This is a genomic window from Sunxiuqinia dokdonensis (genome assembly GCF_001270965.1).
In the GTDB taxonomy this organism is placed as follows: Bacteria; Bacteroidota; Bacteroidia; order Bacteroidales; family Prolixibacteraceae; genus Sunxiuqinia; species Sunxiuqinia dokdonensis.
Genome location: NZ_LGIA01000181.1, coordinates 12882 through 32706, shown reverse-complemented (window position 1 = coordinate 32706; position 19825 = coordinate 12882). Strand labels below are relative to the sequence as shown.

The 19825-nt window shown below is 45.6% G+C and carries 18 protein-coding genes and 1 tRNA gene; 9 read left to right on the top strand and 10 right to left on the bottom strand.

Annotated elements, in window-relative coordinates; genetic code table 11:
* Positions 1 to 2: 2 nt before the first annotated feature.
* Positions 3 to 725, top strand: a complete 723-nt coding sequence (locus NC99_RS16280; RefSeq protein ID WP_053186075.1) for a ribonuclease H-like domain-containing protein — start codon at positions 3 to 5, stop codon at positions 723 to 725.
* A gap of 89 nt (positions 726 to 814) precedes the next feature.
* On the opposite strand, the gene NC99_RS16275 is transcribed toward NC99_RS16280, so the two are convergent.
* From NC99_RS16275 to NC99_RS16265, 3 genes are all read right to left on the bottom strand, one after another.
* Positions 815 to 1792, bottom strand: a complete 978-nt coding sequence (locus NC99_RS16275) for a hypothetical protein (protein WP_157624982.1) — start codon at positions 1790 to 1792, stop codon at positions 815 to 817.
* A 103-nt stretch (positions 1793 to 1895) separates the two neighbouring features.
* Positions 1896 to 2354 (bottom strand): SsrA-binding protein SmpB, encoded by a 459-nt coding sequence (smpB, locus tag NC99_RS16270; RefSeq protein ID WP_053186070.1) that lies wholly within the window; start codon positions 2352 to 2354, stop codon positions 1896 to 1898.
* On the bottom strand, positions 2344 to 2928 hold the full coding sequence (locus NC99_RS16265) for a YIP1 family protein (protein ID WP_053186067.1): 585 nt from the start codon (positions 2926 to 2928) through the stop codon (positions 2344 to 2346). Before NC99_RS16265 ends, smpB begins: the two co-directional genes overlap by 11 nt.
* Before the next feature lie 59 nt (positions 2929 to 2987).
* On the opposite strand from NC99_RS16265, the gene miaA reads away from it, so the two are divergent.
* Positions 2988 to 3914 carry a tRNA (adenosine(37)-N6)-dimethylallyltransferase MiaA gene (miaA, locus tag NC99_RS16260; protein ID WP_053186064.1) on the top strand — a complete coding sequence of 309 codons (927 nt, stop codon included), beginning with the start codon at positions 2988 to 2990 and terminating at the stop codon, positions 3912 to 3914.
* A 57-nt stretch (positions 3915 to 3971) separates the two neighbouring features.
* Here the strand turns inward: miaA and NC99_RS16255 are convergent, their stop codons facing one another.
* Positions 3972 to 4712, bottom strand: a complete 741-nt coding sequence (locus tag NC99_RS16255) for an acyl-[acyl-carrier-protein] thioesterase (protein WP_053186061.1) — start codon at positions 4710 to 4712, stop codon at positions 3972 to 3974.
* 101 nt (positions 4713 to 4813) lie between these two features.
* On the opposite strand from NC99_RS16255, the gene map reads away from it, so the two are divergent.
* From map to NC99_RS16235, 4 genes are all read left to right on the top strand, one after another.
* The gene (map, locus tag NC99_RS16250) at positions 4814 to 5587 is read left to right on the top strand and encodes a type I methionyl aminopeptidase (protein WP_053186219.1); all 774 of its coding nucleotides are present in this window, start codon (positions 4814 to 4816) and stop codon (positions 5585 to 5587) included.
* Between the two features lie 79 nt (positions 5588 to 5666).
* Positions 5667 to 6974, top strand: a complete 1308-nt coding sequence (locus NC99_RS16245; protein ID WP_053186058.1) for a sensor histidine kinase — start codon at positions 5667 to 5669, stop codon at positions 6972 to 6974.
* Between the two features lie 79 nt (positions 6975 to 7053).
* Positions 7054 to 7437 (top strand): co-chaperone GroES, encoded by a 384-nt coding sequence (locus NC99_RS16240; protein WP_053186055.1) that lies wholly within the window; start codon positions 7054 to 7056, stop codon positions 7435 to 7437.
* A gap of 181 nt (positions 7438 to 7618) precedes the next feature.
* Positions 7619 to 8911, top strand: coding sequence for an aminotransferase class I/II-fold pyridoxal phosphate-dependent enzyme (locus tag NC99_RS16235; protein WP_053186050.1), 1293 nt, complete (start codon positions 7619 to 7621; stop codon positions 8909 to 8911).
* Between the two features lie 234 nt (positions 8912 to 9145).
* Here NC99_RS16235 and NC99_RS16230 read toward each other — a convergent pair whose 3' ends face one another.
* Positions 9146 to 9532 (bottom strand): hypothetical protein, encoded by a 387-nt coding sequence (locus tag NC99_RS16230; RefSeq protein WP_157624980.1) that lies wholly within the window; start codon positions 9530 to 9532, stop codon positions 9146 to 9148.
* 181 nt (positions 9533 to 9713) lie between these two features.
* Here NC99_RS16230 and NC99_RS16225 point away from each other — a divergent pair, with 181 nt between their 5' ends.
* On the top strand, positions 9714 to 11147 hold the full coding sequence (locus tag NC99_RS16225) for a monomeric [FeFe] hydrogenase (RefSeq protein WP_053186044.1): 1434 nt from the start codon (positions 9714 to 9716) through the stop codon (positions 11145 to 11147).
* Between the two features lie 196 nt (positions 11148 to 11343).
* On the opposite strand, the gene NC99_RS16220 is transcribed toward NC99_RS16225, so the two are convergent.
* Together NC99_RS16220 and NC99_RS16215 are read right to left on the bottom strand one after the other, a co-directional pair.
* The gene (locus tag NC99_RS16220) at positions 11344 to 11982 is read right to left on the bottom strand and encodes an O-methyltransferase (protein ID WP_053186041.1); all 639 of its coding nucleotides are present in this window, start codon (positions 11980 to 11982) and stop codon (positions 11344 to 11346) included.
* Entirely contained in the window at positions 11982 to 13202 is a 1221-nt protein-coding gene (locus NC99_RS16215; RefSeq protein WP_053186038.1) for a M16 family metallopeptidase, read from the bottom strand. The genes NC99_RS16220 and NC99_RS16215 overlap by 1 nt, the downstream gene beginning before the upstream one ends.
* 170 nt (positions 13203 to 13372) lie before the next feature.
* On the opposite strand from NC99_RS16215, the gene NC99_RS16210 reads away from it, so the two are divergent.
* Positions 13373 to 13445, top strand: a tRNA-Phe gene (locus tag NC99_RS16210).
* 130 nt (positions 13446 to 13575) lie between these two features.
* On the top strand, positions 13576 to 16284 hold the full coding sequence (locus tag NC99_RS16205; protein ID WP_053186035.1) for a phosphoenolpyruvate carboxylase: 2709 nt from the start codon (positions 13576 to 13578) through the stop codon (positions 16282 to 16284).
* 85 nt (positions 16285 to 16369) lie between these two features.
* Here NC99_RS16205 and NC99_RS16200 read toward each other — a convergent pair whose 3' ends face one another.
* The 3 genes from NC99_RS16200 to NC99_RS16190 form a co-directional block, all read right to left on the bottom strand.
* Positions 16370 to 16588: a hypothetical protein gene (locus NC99_RS16200; protein ID WP_053186033.1), complete on the bottom strand. Its 219-nt coding sequence runs from the start codon at positions 16586 to 16588 to the stop codon at positions 16370 to 16372.
* Positions 16589 to 16690: 102 nt separating this feature from the next.
* Positions 16691 to 17902, bottom strand: coding sequence for a sodium ion-translocating decarboxylase subunit beta (locus NC99_RS16195; RefSeq protein WP_053186030.1), 1212 nt, complete (start codon positions 17900 to 17902; stop codon positions 16691 to 16693).
* 15 nt (positions 17903 to 17917) lie between these two features.
* Positions 17918 to 19816, bottom strand: a complete 1899-nt coding sequence (locus NC99_RS16190; RefSeq protein ID WP_053186027.1) for a biotin/lipoyl-containing protein — start codon at positions 19814 to 19816, stop codon at positions 17918 to 17920.
* Between the last annotated feature and the right edge of the window lie 9 nt (positions 19817 to 19825).

Below are 19825 nucleotides of genomic sequence, written 5' to 3'. Positions count from 1 at the left end.
ACATGCTGAGCAATTTAAACGTTGAAGACATTCTTTTTATTGACATTGAAACAGCCCCGCAACAACAGGATTTCAGTGAGTTGAACGACGATTTCAAAAAGTTGTGGGACAAGAAATCAACCTTTTTCCGCACCGAGGACCAAGGTCCGGAGGAGGTGTATGAACGGGCCGGCATTTATGCTGAATTTGGAAAAATCATTTGTATCTCAGCTGGAGTCATCACCCAAAAACAAGGCGAACGATTTTACCGGGTCAAGTCGTTCTATGATGATCATGAGAAGAAATTGCTGAGCCAGTTCAACGATATGCTGAACAAATTTATGTCACATCCCGGAAAACGGATCTGCGCACACAACGGGCAGGAGTTCGACTACCCGTACATTGCCCGCCGCACATTAATTAATGGCTTGCCACTGCCCAAATCGCTGGATATTGCCGGCATGAAACCCTGGGATTTGAAAGACAAACTGATAGACACGCTGCAACTGTGGAAATTTGGCGACTATAAAAACTACACCTCACTCAGCTTACTTTGTGCGGTTTTCAATATTCCAACGCCAAAAGACGACATTGATGGCAGCCAGGTAGCCAAGGTTTACTATGACGACGGCGACCTGAACCGAATTATCCGCTATTGCGAAAAAGACACGCTGGCCGTGGCCAACTTGCTTCTCCGGTACAAAGGAGAAGCGATTATCCCGATGGAAAATATGATCATTGCTTAGCCTTGAATGGCAGACAAAAAAATGAATGCCAGAATTCGCCCTTTTTTTTGGACTGACTCCGGCATTCCATACCCGACTTAATTAGTATCCTATTCCTCTCCCATCGCTGGAATCTTCATCGACCCAAGGTTGGTAATTTGGTAAGCTGACATGCTAAATTGTTTGTTGGCCTTGTTGTCAATGTCAGTAACACGCATCACCGAGCGTTCGCCAGTTCGTGTGTTTTCCGACTCCGACTCCATCACAAACCCCCAAGGCATGCCGTGTGAGTAGGTGGCTGATTTGAGCATGGTGCTCATAAAATCGCGCGTCATAATATTCACATCCTTACTAATCCAAAAGCTGGCTTTGGTATGGTCTTCCGGATTGTCGTAGCGGTATTCTTCGCAGCGGTAACCTTCAACGGTCTTTGTCCGTCCGGTCTTTTCAACATAGGGACTCATGGCCATATTGCTCATATCGGCATCCTCCAGGCCTTCGTACGTTTCGGCGTCGAAACCAGCATCCATCATCCCCTCCATGTCAAAGCCGTACACAATACCCTGTCGCTCCCCTTTTTCCTCGGTTAGCATGATCATGGCTTTATTTTCAAAATCCATAATAAATGTACCCTGGCCTTTTTGCTTCATGTCGCCCCCGATAAACTCGTAGGCAAAGTTTTTTCCGTTGGGATTGATGTAGGTAATAAATTCACCGTCGCTGTCTTTCTCTCCATTTTTTTTGTACGACTCAATGTGCATTTGGAGCTTGGAGTCAAACACATAGTCGTTTTCAATGGGTACGGGCTCGCCCGACATGCCCATGCCTTTCATCATTTTTGAAAGGCGCTCATTCTGTTTCTCGGAAGTACTGCGAGGATCGGCGCTGTCCTCACCTTCTTCAAAAACTTTATCCAGACTTTCGTCTACTTTTTCGTCTACTTTCTGATCAACTTTATCTTCTACTTTGTTCTCGATTTTGTCCTGCACTTTCTTACTCAATTTATTGAGAAACCCTTGTGCAGAAGCAGTTTCGGAAACGGCAAAAAAGAAAAAAAGGATCATGACTGGGGGTAAAAACTTGTTCATAGCATTCTTTTTTTAGCGTGAAAAACTAAGAAGCTACAAGTTACGACAATCACTGGCACAGATGCAAGTGAAAAGAAGAGTTTTTAGTCTGATTATTTGCGGGCTAAAATTTCATGGCGCGATCCATGTCGCGTTTGGCATCTTTTTCTTTTAAGGTGTCGCGTTTATCGTGTGTTTTTTTACCCTTCGCCAAGCCTATTTCGAGCTTAGCCAGGCCGCGATCGTTTAAAAACATGCGAAGTGGAATAATGGTCAACCCACTTTCCTTGGTTTTCTTTTGAAGTTTTTCCAGCTCTTTTCTATTCAGCAACATTTTCCGGTCACGTCGGGCTTCGTGGTTATTGATGTTCCCAAAATCATATTCCGAAATATTCATATTCACCACATACAACTCGTTGCGGGTAAACCGGCAATAGGCTTCACCCAACGATGCCTTGCCGTTTCGTATGGATTTAATCTCGGTCCCAACCAACTGAACGCCAGCGACAAACTTTTCCAAAATTTCATAATCGAAATAGGCCCGCTTATTCTTGATATTGATATTTTGCTTCTTATGCACCATAACCGTAGAAAGCTTGTAATAATTTCCAACTAAAAACATTCAAGAGGATGAAGATAAGAAAAATCAACAGCAAGGCGAGCAGTGTATATCGATTCTGATTTTCCGGCGCGATACGCAGACTTTCCTTTACCCCTTGCACAAACAGAAAAATGCCGTAAAGACCGAGCACATTCAGAATATACAAACCAGGAAACAAGCCGGTTAAAAATGAAACCACCAGAAAAGGTAAAAAAGAATAGGCAACCAGTCGGGTGACAAGGACCTTATTTTTCGCTACGCCAACACTGGTCAGCAATTCGTTGAGCAAGTAAACGGACAAATAAAACTGGAGAATATAACTGATCACTTCGCGAACCGACTTGGCCACCGCGTAACTAACCAGCGCCTCACCACCCTTGATCAGCTCGCCTGTGAAAACTGCCAATCCCACCAACAAGACCAGCGGAAAAAAGTAGTTTGCAAACACATCTTCCGGCTTGACTTCTTCCTTCTCCCCCCTCCAAAACTTATTCGGCTCCGTCAACACGTTGGCACAGGTTTCAAAAAGCAACCGATATCGTCCTTTAAAATCCATAATTTCTGGTTTTGCGTCACAAAAATACATTATTTTGTAAACCTTAAGGAGAAATATCAATGAAACAACGAAAATACCACATGCTGACCATACTCGGACCAACGGCTTCGGGGAAGACAACAGTGGCTGCTCATGCCGCAAAACGACTTGGCGGAGAAATTATTTCAGCCGATTCGCGTCAGATCTACCGGGGCATGGATTTGGGTACCGGAAAGGATTACGAAGATTACGAAATTGAGGGACAAGCAATTCCTTATCACTTAATTGACATTGCCGATGCCGGGTTCGAATACAATGTATACCTGTTTCACAACGATTTCTTAAAGGCATACAACGACATTACTGCGCGGGGTAAATTTCCGGTTTTATGCGGCGGAAGCGGCTTGTATATCGAAGCGGTTTTAAATAATTATCAATTAATCCAGGTTCCCAAAAATCATGAGCTCCGGAAAATACTGGACGAAAAAGGTCTGGATGAGTTGGTTCGCCTACTGCTCGACATGAAACCGGAACAACACAACACCACCGACACCGAAAATCGCCGACGGGTTGTCCGGGCCATCGAAATTGAAACTTATCTGCGACAAAATCCGGAGCTGAGCAACAACATGCCCGAAATTAACAGTCTGGTGGTGGGCGTCAAATACGACCGGGAACACCGGCGAAAACGAATCACCGAACGACTGAAACAACGGCTCGAAGATGGCATGTTGGATGAAGTGCAACGCCTGCTTAACAAGGGGCTGACTCCCGAACAACTCACTTATTATGGGCTGGAATACAAATACCTGACCCTGCATTTGATTGGCGAACTAAGCTACGAGGAGATGTTTGCCAAACTCGAAATCGCCATTCATCAGTTTGCCAAACGCCAAATGACCTGGTTCAGGCGAATGGAAAAGCACGGCACAAAAATTCATTGGCTCGACGGTTTTTTACCCCTCGAAGAAAAAATGGCCAACATTGAAGCGTGGCTCGAAAGCTAAACAGACCTGCGTAAGCGCCGTTTGCAACCGGAAAGTCTCAGGCCGTGGGCACGAACTTCACGCACGCCGATCCCGCCAATGCAGAATCATGGTGCAAAGGTCTGCTCCATCTGATTCGCGAACAATGGTCGACTGGTGGCGGGTATCATCAATGCGGCTGGTATCAACAGCCAGGGCGTCGCCCGCCATTCCTTCCTTCAGGTAGTTCACTTCCAGATCAGCCAATTCAAACCGATTCAGGAACTCAATACCAAAATCATCAAGCACCCGCTCCAGATACTTCACACTGTTAAAATGCTTATTCACATCCAACTCGCTAAACCGAACCGGTTGAAATTGCAGATTTTCCGACCGGTTTTGGGGTTTAATCCGTCTCGGATTGCGGCAAACATCTTGTCCGTCGAGCCGGGGAAAGGTGTCCCGAAAATCGCGCAACCTAAAAATGCGTTTGGTTTCCATGTTTAAAATCAGCCAGGCTGTGCTTCCCCGGAGCAAAACCTCGTGTTGCTCATTTTCCAGAATAAACTCGCGGTAGGCATACATGCCATCGGTGCCCGCCGACCAGGTATTCAAAGTAATTTTCTCTTGCCACAACGGATATTTCTCCAACTCAAAATACACCCGCGACAGCACCCAAAACATGTTGTTTCCTTTCAGGTCATCGTAGCCCCACTCCATCACCCGGGCATGCGCCCAGGCGGCTTCGAGCATGATATTGAACAACGAAGTGACTGAGGCCTGTGCGTATTGATTGGTATGATACGCTCCGATGTTAATTTCCTGGATATATTTATTCATCTATTTGGCTTTTTTTAAACTTTTGGACAAAATTATTGTTCAGTTTTGAAAATAAAGAACCTTTTGCGACTTTTGCGAAAATTTTTTCTACAAAAAACAGAATGAGCGATATCATAATTAAAACACCCGAGCAAATTGAAGGGATCAGAAAGAGCAGTCAGCTGGCAGGACAATCGCTGGTGATGATCGAAGAATTTGTGAAACCAGGTGTCAGCACGGGATTCCTGAATGATAAGATTGAAGAATTTGTGCGTAGCCACGGGGCAATACCCGCCACCATTGGATACAACGGTTATCCCAAAGCAACCTGCATTTCAATCAACGAAGTGGTCTGCCACGGAATTCCGGGAAAAGATCAAATTCTGAAAGACGGCGACATCCTGAACATTGACGTAACCACCATTTTGAATGGCTATTATGGCGACACCAGCCGAATGTATGCTGCCGGCGAAATTTCGGACAAAGCCCGCCGGCTTATCGACACGGCGAAACATTGCCTCAACCTGGGCATTCAGCAGGTGCGGCCGGGAAACTACATTGGAAACATTGGCTTTGTAATTGGCCGGTATGCCAAAGCGCAAAAATACAGCGTGGTGTACGAATTTTGCGGCCACGGCGTCGGGCTCGAATTTCACGAAGCCCCACAAGTTGACCACATTGCGCGCAAAAACACCGGCGACATCATGCAAGCGGGCATGACTTTTACCATCGAACCCATGATCAACGAAGGCCGCGCTTCGACCCGGGTGGACAAAGCCGACGGCTGGACAGCCCGCACCAGCGACGGAAAATTATCAGCTCAATTTGAACACACCATTTTAGTGACAACCGACGGCTATGAGGTACTTTCAGACGTGCTGGGGGAATATAAATAAGCCCCCGCTTAAAAACGTCTTTCTTTCGTAGTGTAATAGTTTGTCGAATTGGCTACTTTAGTGTAAAAATTGAAACCCCGTGAGCGAATTCTTAAACTACTACTTAAAATTGTTCATTTTCAATGCTGACGACACCTCTTACGAAAGATTGGAAGAGAAGAAAAAAAGCATCCTGCTGAACTTGTTTTTTTACATGTTCTTTATAGCCTTGAGCCTTTTCGTGATCAGCAATATTTATAGAGCAGACTACCAAACGGCCATTTTCAATATCGTGTCGCTGACAGCCGGCGGGCTGACTTTTTGGCTACTCAAAAAGAAAAAAGACCTCTTGCTCCCGTCGCTTATTTTTGTGCTCATCATTTCCACCATCAGCACCTACTTTTTTTTAACAGGCGGAAGCAATAAATCGGGCATCGCCTTTGCGCTGATGCTGCCGTTACCGGTTATTTTGATTTTGGGGAAAGGCCGTGGCATCGTTGCCCTGGCCGTGTTCTTTATCAGCAATGCCCTGGCTTATTACTTTTTGCGCGATCAACCGTGGTGCCCCAACTACAATTACAGTCTGGTTTGCCGGCTCTCCATCGTGTTTTTGTTTATTTCGATTATGGCTTTCGCCAACGAGTTTGTGTTCGAAATTCTTTACAACCGGCTGGAAAAACTGTCCATTTCGCTCAAGTCGAGTCAGCAGAAATACAAAGACCTAGCCGTGAACAAGGAAAAATTTCTGTCCATTATTTCACACGACTTAAGCGACCACGTCGGAAGTTTCATGGCCATCTCGTCGCTGCTGAATGAGCAGTACGACGAATTGCCCAAGGAGGAACGGCTCAAGCTGATTAAAAACATGGCCAACGTGTCGAAAAACAACTACAAACTACTGCACGATTTACTAACCTGGTCAACGGTTCAGATGGATCATATTCCTTATTCTCCCAAAGCCTTCAAACTTGAGAAAGTCTACCGCGAGGTCATCGAGCTTTTCAATCCGTTGATTGAAGAAAAGAAGCTGCTGGTTTTTCTGAAAATGAAAAGCAATTCGGAAATTTTTGCCGACCACCACATGACCAGTGCCATTCTGCGAAACCTGGTTTCCAACGCCATTAAATTTTCTCATCCCGGCGGCGAAATCCGTATTTCGGCTCAAGAGAAAGACGATAAAATGCTCATCACCGTCAGCGATACCGGCGTGGGCATGACCCCCGAAGCCCTGTTGCGCTTCAACGCCTCGCTGTCGTTCTCAAACCCGGGAACGATGCTGGAACCAGGAACCGGAATCGGCCTGATTCTGACCAAAGAGTTTGTGCAAAAAAACGACGGCCAAATTTATATCGAAAGTGTGCCCGACGAAGGCACTACCGTGAGTTTTACACTACCACTGGTCGAGTGATATGTTGACAGAGTAAGGAAAATCCTTCGGCACAACGGCAACAAAACTTTATCTTTGCTCCTAAAAAAATAGGAAAAACATGTCATTGATTATTGAAGAAAAAGATTTGCAGAAGTTTATCATGGTGGGCGACCGCGTGCTGGTGAAACCAAAAAGCCCGCAAAACAAAACCAAATCCGGCCTATACCTGCCCCCCACCGTTCAGGAAAACGAAAAAGTGCAAAGCGGCTACATCGTCAAGGTGGGCCCGGGCTACCCCATTCCTGCCATGACCGATGAAAATGAGCCTTGGAAAAACCAGCAGGACGACGTTAAATACATTCCACTTCAGGCCAATGTCGGCGACCTGGCTATCTATTTATCAAAAAGCGGTTTCGAAATCGAATTCAACAAAGAAAAATACATCATTCTTCCGCACTCAGCGATTTTGATGATCATTCGCGACGAAGACTTGTTGAAGTAATTATAAATCGAAGCCAAATTGGGCTGGAATCGATCTGGAAATTTCAAATTGAAATAATATCCTAATCTTGAATTTCAAATTGAAAGAAGAAGCCCACTGAATCAAGTTTTTTTAATAAATTGCAGCGTTTTTGTCCTGAACAAGAAAATGAAACCATTTAAAAACAGTTAAATCACTAAATATGAATCCACAAGCTGAGGAACTCAACAAAATTATTAAAGCAAAAAGCCCAGTTATTTACGATCTTTTATCGGAAAAAGGAAAGAACATCTTTTTTCCAAAAAAAGGAATATTAGGACAAACTGCCGATGCAAAAGGCACCCGAATCAATGCCACAATTGGAGCTGCTGTTGAAGATAACGGAACCCCGATGCGTTTGGGAAGTATCGAATCGAATGTTAAACTCGACCCTTCGCTGGTTTTTCCGTACGCGCCAAGCTATGGCCGCCCCGACATCCGGGCCAAATGGCAAAGTATGATTTACGCGAAAAACCCATCATTAAAAGGCAAAACGATTAGTCTGCCCGTCGTTACCAATGCCTTAACGCATGGTGTGAGCATGGCCGGTTACCTATTCGTTGACGAAGGCGAAAAAGTAATTGTTCCCGACTTATTTTGGGGCAACTACAACCTGATTTTAAACCACGCCTACGGTTCTGAAATCAATAAATTCAACCTTTTTAAAGATGGTGGATTCGATCTCGAGTCGTTTAAAGCCAAGCTCGACGAAGGTGGAATCGGAAAAAAAGTATTGATTCTGAACTTTCCCAATAACCCAACGGGCTACACGCCAACTGTTGAAGAACAGCAAGCAATTGTGACCATTATCAAGGAGTCGGCCGAAAAAGGAAACAGAATTGTGGTATTTTCCGACGATGCCTATTTTGGGTTGGTGTACGAAGAAGGCATTGAAAAGGAAAGCATTTTCGCTCAACTTTGCGATCTGCATGAAAATGTACTGGCCCTGAAAGTGGACGGCCCAACCAAAGAAGACTACGTGTGGGGCTTCCGTGTTGGTTTTATGACCTACGGAATTAAAGGTGGCGATACCGAGTTGTACACCGCGCTTGAAGCGAAAACTGCCGGGGCGGTTCGCGGAAACATTTCCAACGCGGCCAACATTTCGCAGTCGCTACTGCTCAGCGCTTTCGAAAATGAAAACTACCAGGAGCAAAAAGCCGCGAAGTTCGAGATTATGAACAAGCGATATCACGCCGTAAAGGAAGCCTTGAAAGACGAAAGGTACAGCGAATACTTCACTGCGCTGCCGTACAATTCGGGCTATTTTATGTGTGTGCAACTGGCCGAAGGACTGGACGGCGAAAAAATTCGGAAAATCCTGATTGACAAATACAGCATTGGAATTATTAACCTGAACAATGTGATCCGTGTGGCGTTCTCGGCCATGGCCGCGTCGGATGCCAAAGAGCTGTTTGAAGGCATTTACAATGCCTGCAAAGACTCGAAACAATAAACGATCTCCTTATTTTACCAGATAACAAAAGGCTGTTCCGAAAGGGGCAGCCTTTTTTCAGTCGCCCTAGAGTTGCAAGCTTCAATAATTCAGTTTCCAACCGTCGGCGTTGAATGACAATCAAATGACTACCGAATGACAACTTAATGACAATCAATGGCCGGATGACGAAGAAGTCGCAGTTTCCTATAAATCAACAGTCAAGCATCGAGAATCAAGCCTCCAGCCTCCATCTTACACCCGTTGCAACTGGTAAACCATAAAAAACAAAACCAAGCCGATGACCACCAGGGCCATATTGAAAAAGCGGGCCCAACGCGGTTTCACCTGACCCAGAAAAAAGGCGACCACTGCAACGACACCGTTGATTGCCAGTCCTGAAAAATAACTTAATGCGCGTGCTTCAACCGGGACGACCTGATCGGGTAAAACTGCCGGCACCACAATCTGATCAGTAAGCAAGATCCACAATGCAAACAAAGCCAGCAAAACAAAAGCACCTTGCCCCAGCTGCTGGTACAGCCGCTTTTTTTCTACCCACGAAAAAATAATCAGCCCGATAGCTACAAATAAAATCCACTGGGAGCTGCTAGTCAGCGTTAAAAAGGCTTGTCTTTCCATTGCATTTGTTTTGCTCAAAAATGTTCATTTTTCAGCAAACAAAAAAATGCGGACATCTTCAAGACCAGCCACACCATTTGGGCTGTGTTAATTTCCTTTTAAATGACGAACAAAAACCAAAAAACATGTTGTGCAGCATGAAAAATATCTACCTTTGCCGCCAGAAAACAACAAGGCAAAAATGGCATATCTAAACAACGTAATGATCATCCGGCACGAGCTAATGGCGCGGTTGGTTAAGCTGTTTCAAGAAGGTGAGCTCAGCTCAAAAATCGATCAAATGCCCGTGGACTTGTACCCAAAAAACAGGGAAGCACGCGGTCGCTGTTGTATTTATAAGGAAAGAGCCATTACGCGTTACAAGATGCTGCCGCTATTGGGCTTTGAAGTTCCCGAAGCAGATATTGATTTGGTTCCTCTGAAAAATTATGCCGAAAAATCGTTGCAACGCAAAGGTTTGTCGGACAATATACTGACCGTGGTGGATGAAGCATGCACCAGCTGTGTGCAAGCCAACTACGTGGTGACCAATCTCTGCCGGGGTTGCGTGGCCAGTCCCTGCGTAATGAACTGCCCGAAAAACGCCATTCGGTTTACCCCATCGGGCCAAACAGAAATTAAAGCCGACGAATGTGTCAATTGCGGACTGTGCCAAAAAGCCTGTCCCTACCACGCCATTGTTTACATTCCCATTCCATGCGAAGAAGCCTGCCCGGTAGGCGCCATCAGTAAAAATGCCAGTGGGGTCGAAGAAATCAACGAAGACAAATGTATCTACTGTGGCAAATGCATTACGGCTTGTCCGTTTGGGGCCATTTTCGAATTGTCGGCCATTGTTGACGTCCTGAAAGCGATTGAACAAAAAAAACAGGTGATTGCCATGGTCGCGCCGGCCATTTTGGCCCAATATGCCGAAGCACCCGGAAAAGTGTTGGCCGCCATTAAAAAAATTGGTTTTTCTGAGGTCGTGGAAGTGGCGCGTGGCGCAGAAAAAACAGCCCGGCACGAAGCTGAAGAATTGAAAGAGAAACTTGAGCAAAACGAAGCCTTTATGACAACCTCGTGTTGTCCTTCGTATGTTGAAACGGTACGAAAACACGCGCCCGGATTGCTCGCCAATGTATCGCATACCCCTTCGCCCATGGCCTACACGGCCGAAGAACTGCGCGAACGGCATCCCGAAGCCAAGCTGGTGTTTGTCGGCCCCTGTGTAGCCAAACGAAAAGAAGCCCGCGACCTGGGTTCAGTGGACTTTGTGCTGAGTTTCGAAGAGCTGGACGCCATGATGGAAGGCATGGACATTCAACCTGACAAAATGGAGCCCCTGCCGCTGGAAAACTACACGATGGAGTCGCGCGGATTTGCGCAAAGCGGTGGTGTTTTAAAAGCGGTTTTGGCGGAGAAAAAGGCCGAAAATTTCACCTTTGAACAAATTGATGGCATCGATAAAGCTGCAATCAGACAAATTAAACTTCTGGAGAAAGGAAAAAATACCGCTCAGTTTTATGAAGTGATGGCCTGCGAAGGAGGCTGCATTGGCGGTCCAGGAGCCAACGTCAGATCGGCTAAAGCCAAGAAGAATTTTATCCAGGGCATGCGATCGTTTGGAGTCTAATCCTTCTAAATTCAATGACCCACCTAAAGAGTTTCGGGTTTCGAGTTTCTGGTTATCCAATGGAATCACCTGAATTTAACTTGTCGAAGTGAACTGAGTTTTTCAAGTTATTGAGCTACCGACTCAATCATCAAGCATCAAGTATCAAGTATCAAGCATCAAGTATCAGTATCAGTTTGTTCAGCACCCAGTTACGCTATTTCTTCCGGATGATCATCAATCCATCGCGCAAGGGCAAAATGGTTTGACTCACGCGCGGGTCATCTTTCACCTTTTGGTTAAAAGCCAGAATTCCCTGGGTCTGTTCATCATTCGGATCCGGAATCTCCACCACTTTGCCGCTCCACAAAATATTGTCAGCAATGATAATTCCACCCGAAGGGACTTTATCAATCACCAGATCGAAGTAAGCCACGTAATCGCGCTTATCGCCATCAATAAAAACCAAGTCAAAATATTCCTGCAAAGTGGGAATAATCGCTTTGGCATCGCCAATATGTTGCAGGACTTGATGCTCAAAACCTGCTTTTTCGAAGTATTTGCGGGCCATATTTTCCAACTCATCGTTGATCTCAATGGTGTGCAAATACCCCTGCTCCTGAAGCCCTTTGGCCAGGCAAATAGCCGAATAGCCCGTGTAGGTGCCAATTTCCAGAATTCGTTTGGGGTGAACCATCTGGCTCAGCATGGTGAGCACACTGCCCTGGATATGGCCCGAAAGCATGCGCGGTCGAAGCACATTCAGAAAGGTATCGCGTGCCAGCTCCTGCAACAGCGGGTCTTCATCTTCAAGAAGCGCTAAGATATAATTTTCAAGTTCAACCGATTGTTCCATTATTCGTAGGTTAAAATGCTCAACTGCCGTTCATCAAAAATTTCATTGGCAACCTCCAGGAGTTGCTGTCCGGTAATGGCTTCAATTTTCTGGTAGATTCGCGGCAAACTGTCCACTTTGTTGTAAAGCAAAAAACTTTTGCCGAGGGTCAGCATCAGGTCGTCGCGGTTTTCGCTCGACAGGGCAATTTGTCCAATCAACTGCTTTTTGGCTTTGCTGAGTTGCAAAATCCCCAATTCCTTATTTTTCAGCAACCTGAATTCCTTATTCACCAGGCTGAGTGCCCGGTCCAGGTTTTCATGTTCGGTTCCGAAGTACACACTAAACTGGCCCGTGTCTGAATACGCCGTGTAACCCGATTCCACGTTGTATGCCATCCCGTTTCGTTCGCGCAAAGCCAGGTTTAGCCGCGAGTTCATCGACTGTCCGCCCAAAATATTGTTGAGTAAAACCATGCCCATGCGTTTTTTGTCTTGCGCATTGTAGGCAATGTTACCAATTACACAGTGCGTTTGAAACGTGTCGCGTTTCACCTGCCGGGTGCCCGGTGTATAATGATTAAACACCAGGCGTTTCTCTGTCCGAAGGCGCGGCGGTATCGGGGCAAAGTACTTTTCGGCCAGCAGCAAAAATTTCTCAAACGAAATATTGCCCACCGAGCTCAACACCATTTCATCGGTGTGATAATTATCCTGGAGGAACTGAAAAATATCGTCACGACTGAACGACTTAACATGATCCGGAGTTCCCAGAATATTTCGGGCAATCGGGTGACCATCAAAAAGCAATTCATCAAAATCATCAAAAATCAACTCCGAAGGACTATCCTTGTAGGAATTAATTTCTTCGAGCACCACCTCCTTTTCGCGTTCCACCTCCCTGACAGGAAAGGTGCTGTTCGTCAAAATATCGCTGATCAGCTCCATACTCCGGCCATAGTGTTCATTCAAAAACGATGCATAAACAGCCGTTTCTTCTTTCGACGTAAAAGCGTTGATCTCGCCGCCTACATCTTCAATCCGGCTTAGGATGTGATAGGCCTTGCGCTTTTTGGTCCCCTTAAAAATAACATGCTCGATAAAATGAGCCATGCCCTGTTGATGGGGCGCTTCGTCTCGGGAGCCGGTGTTTAAAATGATGCCAAAATGAGCAGCCGGCGACTCCACTTGCTGGTGAATTAGCCGGATCCCATTGTTTAATGTATGGGTATTTATTTTCACGTTCTCTTGAATTGGAGTGCAAAAGTAGAAAAGGTAGCGGAAAATTCAATTGATAAATCCATGAAAAAGAAAAGGTTCTGCAGAAGCCTTGATTTTTTTACTGTTTCAGGACAAAAATTTGTTTTGTAGTTAAATATTTTGACTTATATTTGCCAGCGCAAAACACCAATGGTGCCATAGCTCAGTTGGTAGAGCAACGGACTGAAAATCCGTGTGTCCCTGGTTCAATTCCAGGTGGCACCACTCAAAAGGGAAGAAGCTTCGGTTTTTTCCCTTTTTTGTTTTGCTGCCTCAAACTTGCCCTAACGAACCCTTATTATTACTTTTATTTTTGTGCTATTATTTTCCACATCCATTCAAAATATTTTAATATATGAAGAATATTGAGAGTCCATTTCAGAAAATAACCGATGACAGACATTTCATTATTGACTGCTATACCGAGATGTTACGCAGGATTAATGAATCTGAAATCATCCCTTTAATCGATCGCGATCCACAAGATTTTTCGGTAACCGACCATGGTAATATTTCGGTTGAAAAAGTGATACAATCACTCAGTATTTACTTCCAGCTGATGACTTTGGTAGAAGAAAATGCTGCCACGCAGTACCGAAGGAAAATGAGAAACCAGGAGAGTATCACCTCCATCAGAGGTTCTTGGGCCGAGGCGTTTAGAATTTGGAAAGATCAAGGTGTCGATGAAGATGAAATGCTCAAGGCAATATCACAGGTCAACGTTATTCCTGTCCTGACAGCGCATCCTACAGAAGCCAAAAGGGTTACGGTGATTGAAATTCACCGCGAATTGTATTTGCTATTGGTTAAAAAAGAAAATGTATCTCTCAGCAAGCTTGAGCAGATTGAAATAAAAGAAAAGATTATCAATCTGCTGGAAAGATGGTGGCGAACTGGCGAAATTTACCTGGAAAAACCCGACATCAGGGATGAAAGAGCCAATACGATTTACTATTTAAGCAAAGTTTTTCCGGTGGCATTGGAGAAAAGTGACCAGCAACTAAAAAGCTCCTGGATTGAAATGGGACTAAACCCGCATAAGATTAAGAATCCCGATTTCTTTCCGAAAATCAGTTTCGGAAGTTGGGTGGGCGGCGACCGGGACGGACACCCGTTTGTCACCCCGGGTATCACTCAGGAGACCTTATTGCTACACCGAAAAAAAGCACTTTCGCTGATTAAGTTACAATTGAAAACTTTGGCCAGCAAACTTTCTGTTTCCGCTATTAGCAATCCGGTTCCTTTTTTCTTATCCGAAATGATTGAGAAAAAATCGACCGCATTGGGCAAGTTAGGCGAAAAAGCTGTTCGCAGAAATCCTTATGAGCCTTGGCGACAATACGTGAGCCTGATTTTACTGCAATTGGAAAATACAATTTCTGAAAAAAACACCGATGCCAACGCCCACTACCGATCCAGCAAAGCACTGGCCGAAGATCTGAAATTTCTGAGAACAGTTCTTGCAGAAAATGGGCTGAGAGGTCTGTCCGAAGATTTATTATTCCCGGTAGAAAGAGCAGTCCAATGTTTTGGCTTTCACCTGGCAAAACTCGATATCCGGCAAAATAGTGCCTTTCATGATAAAGCCATCTCGCAGATTTTAAAGTCGAATGGTGAAAAAGACCACGATTTCGAAAATTGGGACGAAGAAAAGCGCGTCAGTTATTTGAATAGCGTACTCGAAAGTCACGCCCTGATCACGGACATTACGATTTCGTACGGAACGGAAGCAGACAATGTATTGGACTGCTACCGGGCAGTTCGGCATCACATCAACCAATATGGATCCGAAGGCATTGGCTCTTTTATTGTTAGCATGACCCGGAATCTGAGCGATTTGCTGGTGGTTTATCTTTTAATGCGCGAAACCCAGCTGCTGAATACCAACATCAGCGTCGTTCCGCTTTTGGAAACCATTGAAGACCTGCTGAATGGACCAAAAATATTGGACAACTTCCTGCAACATCCGATAACCAAACAGCGGCAATCAACTATTTCGCATAAACAAGAAGTGATGTTGGGCTATAGCGACAGCAATAAAGATGGCGGAACGATTGCCAGTAAATGGAATTTATTTAAAGCCGAAAACGAACTCTCCGCTGTGGGCCGAAAAAATAAAGTTGACGTTTTCTTTTTCCACGGAACTGGTGGAACCATCAGCAGGGGCGGCGGTAAATATCACCGATTTTTGGAAAGTATGCCCACCAATACGGTAAACGGCACCATTAAGATTACGGTGCAGGGCGAGTCTGTTGCTCAGCAATTTGGCAATCCGCTAACGGCAACCTACAATTTAAATGCATTGACCTCGGGAGTAGCCAAACAAACCATCAGAAGCCAGATGAGCGCAAGCGAGGAGACTTATCCGCACGAAACCATGGAGTTTTTAGCTCAAAAATCATTTGAGCATTACCGGAATTTAATTGAAACACCGGGCTTCATCAATTTTTACAGCCAGGTAACTTGCATCGACGTGCTGGAAAAAAGTAAAATTGGCTCCAGGCCCGCCAGAAGAACCGGTACCAGAACACTTAACGACCTGCGTGCCATTCCGTGGGTATTCAGCTGGAACCTTTCGCGAATTACAATTACCGGGTGGTACGGACTTGGTGAAGCGTTGAAAATATTGAAAGCAGAAAAACCAGAAGCCCACAGTCAACTTAAAAAGGCGATTAAGGATTGGACTTTCTTTAAGTTTCTAATGATTCAAACCGAAACCAACCTCATTCTTTCGAACACAGAAATCATGGAGCTTTACGCTCAACTTGACGATAATTCCGAAGAAAGGGCGTTGTTCATGAAAAAAATACTGACCGATTACAACAATGGCCTGACCATGATTGAAGAGCTTTTTGGCGAATCGTCGGCCAGCAGACGGAAAGGGCAATACGACAACCTGGAATGGAGAGACCGGAAATTGAAAATCCTCCACAAACTCCACCGGGAATACCTCAAAGAATGGAGAAATATCGATGATGAAAACAGCATTGAGAAAGACAAAATGCTAACCAAACTGCTCAGTTTGATCAATTCATTATCGAGCGGTTTAAAAAACACAGGTTGATCATCAAACCGTAATCGATTTTTAGGAATGTGCAACAGGCCCGGGGGATACACCTCCGGGCTTGTGGGTTCATCACCATTTGCAATTAACTCACTTCGGCTGGCTGCTCCTTTTCGCAACTGTTGCAAACCAGGCGTGCCGAGGCGGCAACTACGATGAAGCTTATTCCCAATAGCAGGCGGTAGTCAACCAGCGGATTATCCGGAACAAAATTGGTTAAGGCCACCACCAGCGCCAAAAAGTTGATTACCGTGAGCGCCATCAGCAGATTTCGGATCAGTTTGCGGAGCTTTCTTTTTTGCATGTTCACTTCGTTTTAAGCTGGCTGTGAAACTAAGCATAAAACCCAAGCAAAAAAAGCCCCACCCGCAAAGGATGAGGCCTTTTAGAAAAGTTTATGCGGCGCTTATCCCAAGAACGAAATCAGTACCCCGGCAGCAACGGCCGAACCAATTACTCCAGAAATATTACTAGCCATGCAATACTGCAGGACATGATTTTTTGAATCGTATTTAAGGGCTATCTCATTGGCCACACGCGAGGCCATGGGCACCGCACTGAGGCCAGTCGCTCCAATCAGCGGGTTGATCTTTTTCCTGGCCAGCAAATTATAGACTTTAACCGCTGCAATACCTCCGGCAATGGAAATGGCAAACGCTATAAAACCACCCACGATAATCATGATCGTCCGCGAATTCAGAAAAACTTCCGACGTCATGGTCGCACCAACAGTCAAACCCAAAAAGATGGTCGCCGTGTTCATGATCGAACCGGTAGCCGCGTCGGACAAACGGGCCACAGTAACACCCACTTCTTTAATAAGGTTGCCGAAGAACAGCATCCCCAGCAGCGGAACCGACGAAGGCACAAAAATGGAAACCACAATTCCCAACACGATGGGAAAAGCAATTTTAACGGCTTTCAGGTTTTTGATCTTATTTTTTGACGGATACAATTTATCCATCTCCTTCATGTTGATTTTCAATTCCTTTTCGGAACACAACAGGCGGGTCACTAAAGGAACAATTACCGGAACTAAGGCCATGTACGAATAGGCAGCGATGGCAATGGGTCCCAGCAAGTGTGGCGCCAACATAATGGTGGTGTAAATGGCCGTTGGACCATCAGCTCCACCAATAATCCCCAACGAAGCAGCCTCAGCAGGGGTAAATCCCAGGGCAATGGAAGAAAGCAGCACGGCAAAAATGCCGATTTGAGCTGCCGCACCAAAAAAAGCCAGCCGAAGGTTGCGCAACATGGGACCAAAATCGGTTAAGGCCCCCACCCCCATAAAAATAATGGGCGGTAAGAATCCGGTTTTTATCAGCGAGTAATACAGGAAATTCATGATTCCATGATCGTTCGCAATTTCAAACAGGTTTTTATACCGATGCCCGTCCAATTCAATAAATTCGGAAGGAACAACACTCATGCCTCCCCCAGGAAGGTTCGCTAAAATAAGCCCGAAAGCGATTGGAATCAGCAAGAGCGGCTCATACTTTTTCTTGATTCCCAAGTATAAAAGTACTCCCCCAATCACCAACATCAACAGCGTTCCGGGTCCATTAACAATATCCTGGATGGCAGTCATGTGATAGAGTTTCTCTATAATAGACATATGCAGGATTTTCTGTTATTGGATTTTTACTAAAACGTCGTCTTCTTCTACTTCTGAACCGTTTGCTACGGGCAGCTCAACCACTTTTCCCGACACATCTGATTTAATGGCATTGAAGGTTTTCATGGCTTCAACATAGCCAATTAAGTCGCCTTCATGAACGACATCACCAACTTTGATTGGTTTTTCAGAACTTTCTTTGGTCAGGTAAAACTTGCCTTCGAGCGGGGCCACAACCTCTTTGGCTGGCCCGCTGGCAGCCGGCTTCGGAGCTGCCTGAACTTTGGCTGGCTGTGCAGTTGCTTCTGCTGGTTGGCTGTCGCCATAGGCTACCGAAACGCGGAACTGCTCCCCATCCACATCGATAATCATGGTCGATGGGTTGAAACTGGCAGGCGCTGTGGTAGCTGGTGCTTCTGGCTTTTTGGTTCCTTCAAGCAGGCCGGCACCTTCTTCACGCTTCTTGGCCAAATCAGCTTCAAAGGCTTTCTTCGCCTCGCCCGATTTGTAGGCACGGTATTGTTCAGGATGCATGGCCAGCTCAAACAATTCTTCATCATCCTGTCCGTATTCCCATCCATTTTTATCCATCTCCTTGCGGAAAGTATCCAAAGCGTCAGGATAAAGGGTTTGCGGATTGGCTGTAAACTCTTCCTTACCGTTTTCCTTCGCTAGTTTCTGGAGTTCGGGAGCCAGTTTCCCAGGTAGTTTACCGCCTTTGCCCATCAGCATATCCCAAATATTATCGGCAATCATACTCCAGCGCTCTTTGCCTTTTTCGAGTTGCATCACATTCATCAGGGCCAGGTTCTTCACGTACTGGCTGTATGGCGTCACCAGTGGCGGATAACCAACCATTGGCCAAATATGCTCCACTTCGTTGAACAGTTTTACCAGCAGGTCGTCCTGTGTCAATTCGGGCTGATTGTGTTTGAGTTTCCATTTGTTGATGCTGGCGAGGTTGCTGTCCAGGTCGGCCATCAGCGAGCCCATCATACCGCCGGGCAAACCGGGGCCAATGAGCAGCGAGTTCATAAAGCGGTTTTTAGGGTTGATGTAATAACCCAAAAAATCATCGATAAAGCTTTGTGTCAGGCTGCGCACTTTCATGTAGGCGTCCATATTGATCTCAGGCACCTCAAAACCGGCATCTTGCAACATGGCATGAACGGCCAACAGGTCAACATGACCGGTTCCCCATGAGAGTGGTTCCATGGCGACATCAACATACTCGACCCCGGCACGACAAACCTCTAAAATAGAAGCCATGGCAAAACCAGGACCTGAGTGTGAGTGATATTGCAGCGGTGTATCAGGGTGCAACTTCTTAATTCCTTTCACGATTTCGCCCAACCAAACCGGACGGCCAATACCAGCCATATCTTTCAAACAGATTTCATCGGCACCGCCTTTAATCAGTTCATCAGCCAGGTCCACATAGTATTTTACGGTGTGCACTTCAGAATAGGTTAAACTTAAAGCAGCCTGCGCAATCATTCCGGCATCCTTCGCATAACGGATCGAATCCAGAATATTACGGGCATCGTTCAAGCCACAGAACGGACGGGTGATATCGGTTCCCTGGGCTTTCTTTACTTTGTACATCAGTTTCCGCACATCGGCAGGCACCGGACTCATGCGCAAGCCATTCAACGACCGATCTAGCATGTGCGTCTGAATGCCGGCATCGTTAAAAGGCTGGGTCCATTGGCGAACCGCATTATTTGGGTTTTCTCCAAAAAGCAGGTTGATTTGCTCAAAGCCGCCACCATTGGTTTCAACCCGCGCGAAACATCCCATCTCTACAATGTGTGGTGCAACTTTAACTAACTGATCAACACGTGGCAGGTATTTTCCCGACGACTGCCACATGTCACGATAAAGCAATGAAAATTTGATTTTTCTCTTTTCCATAAGGCTATG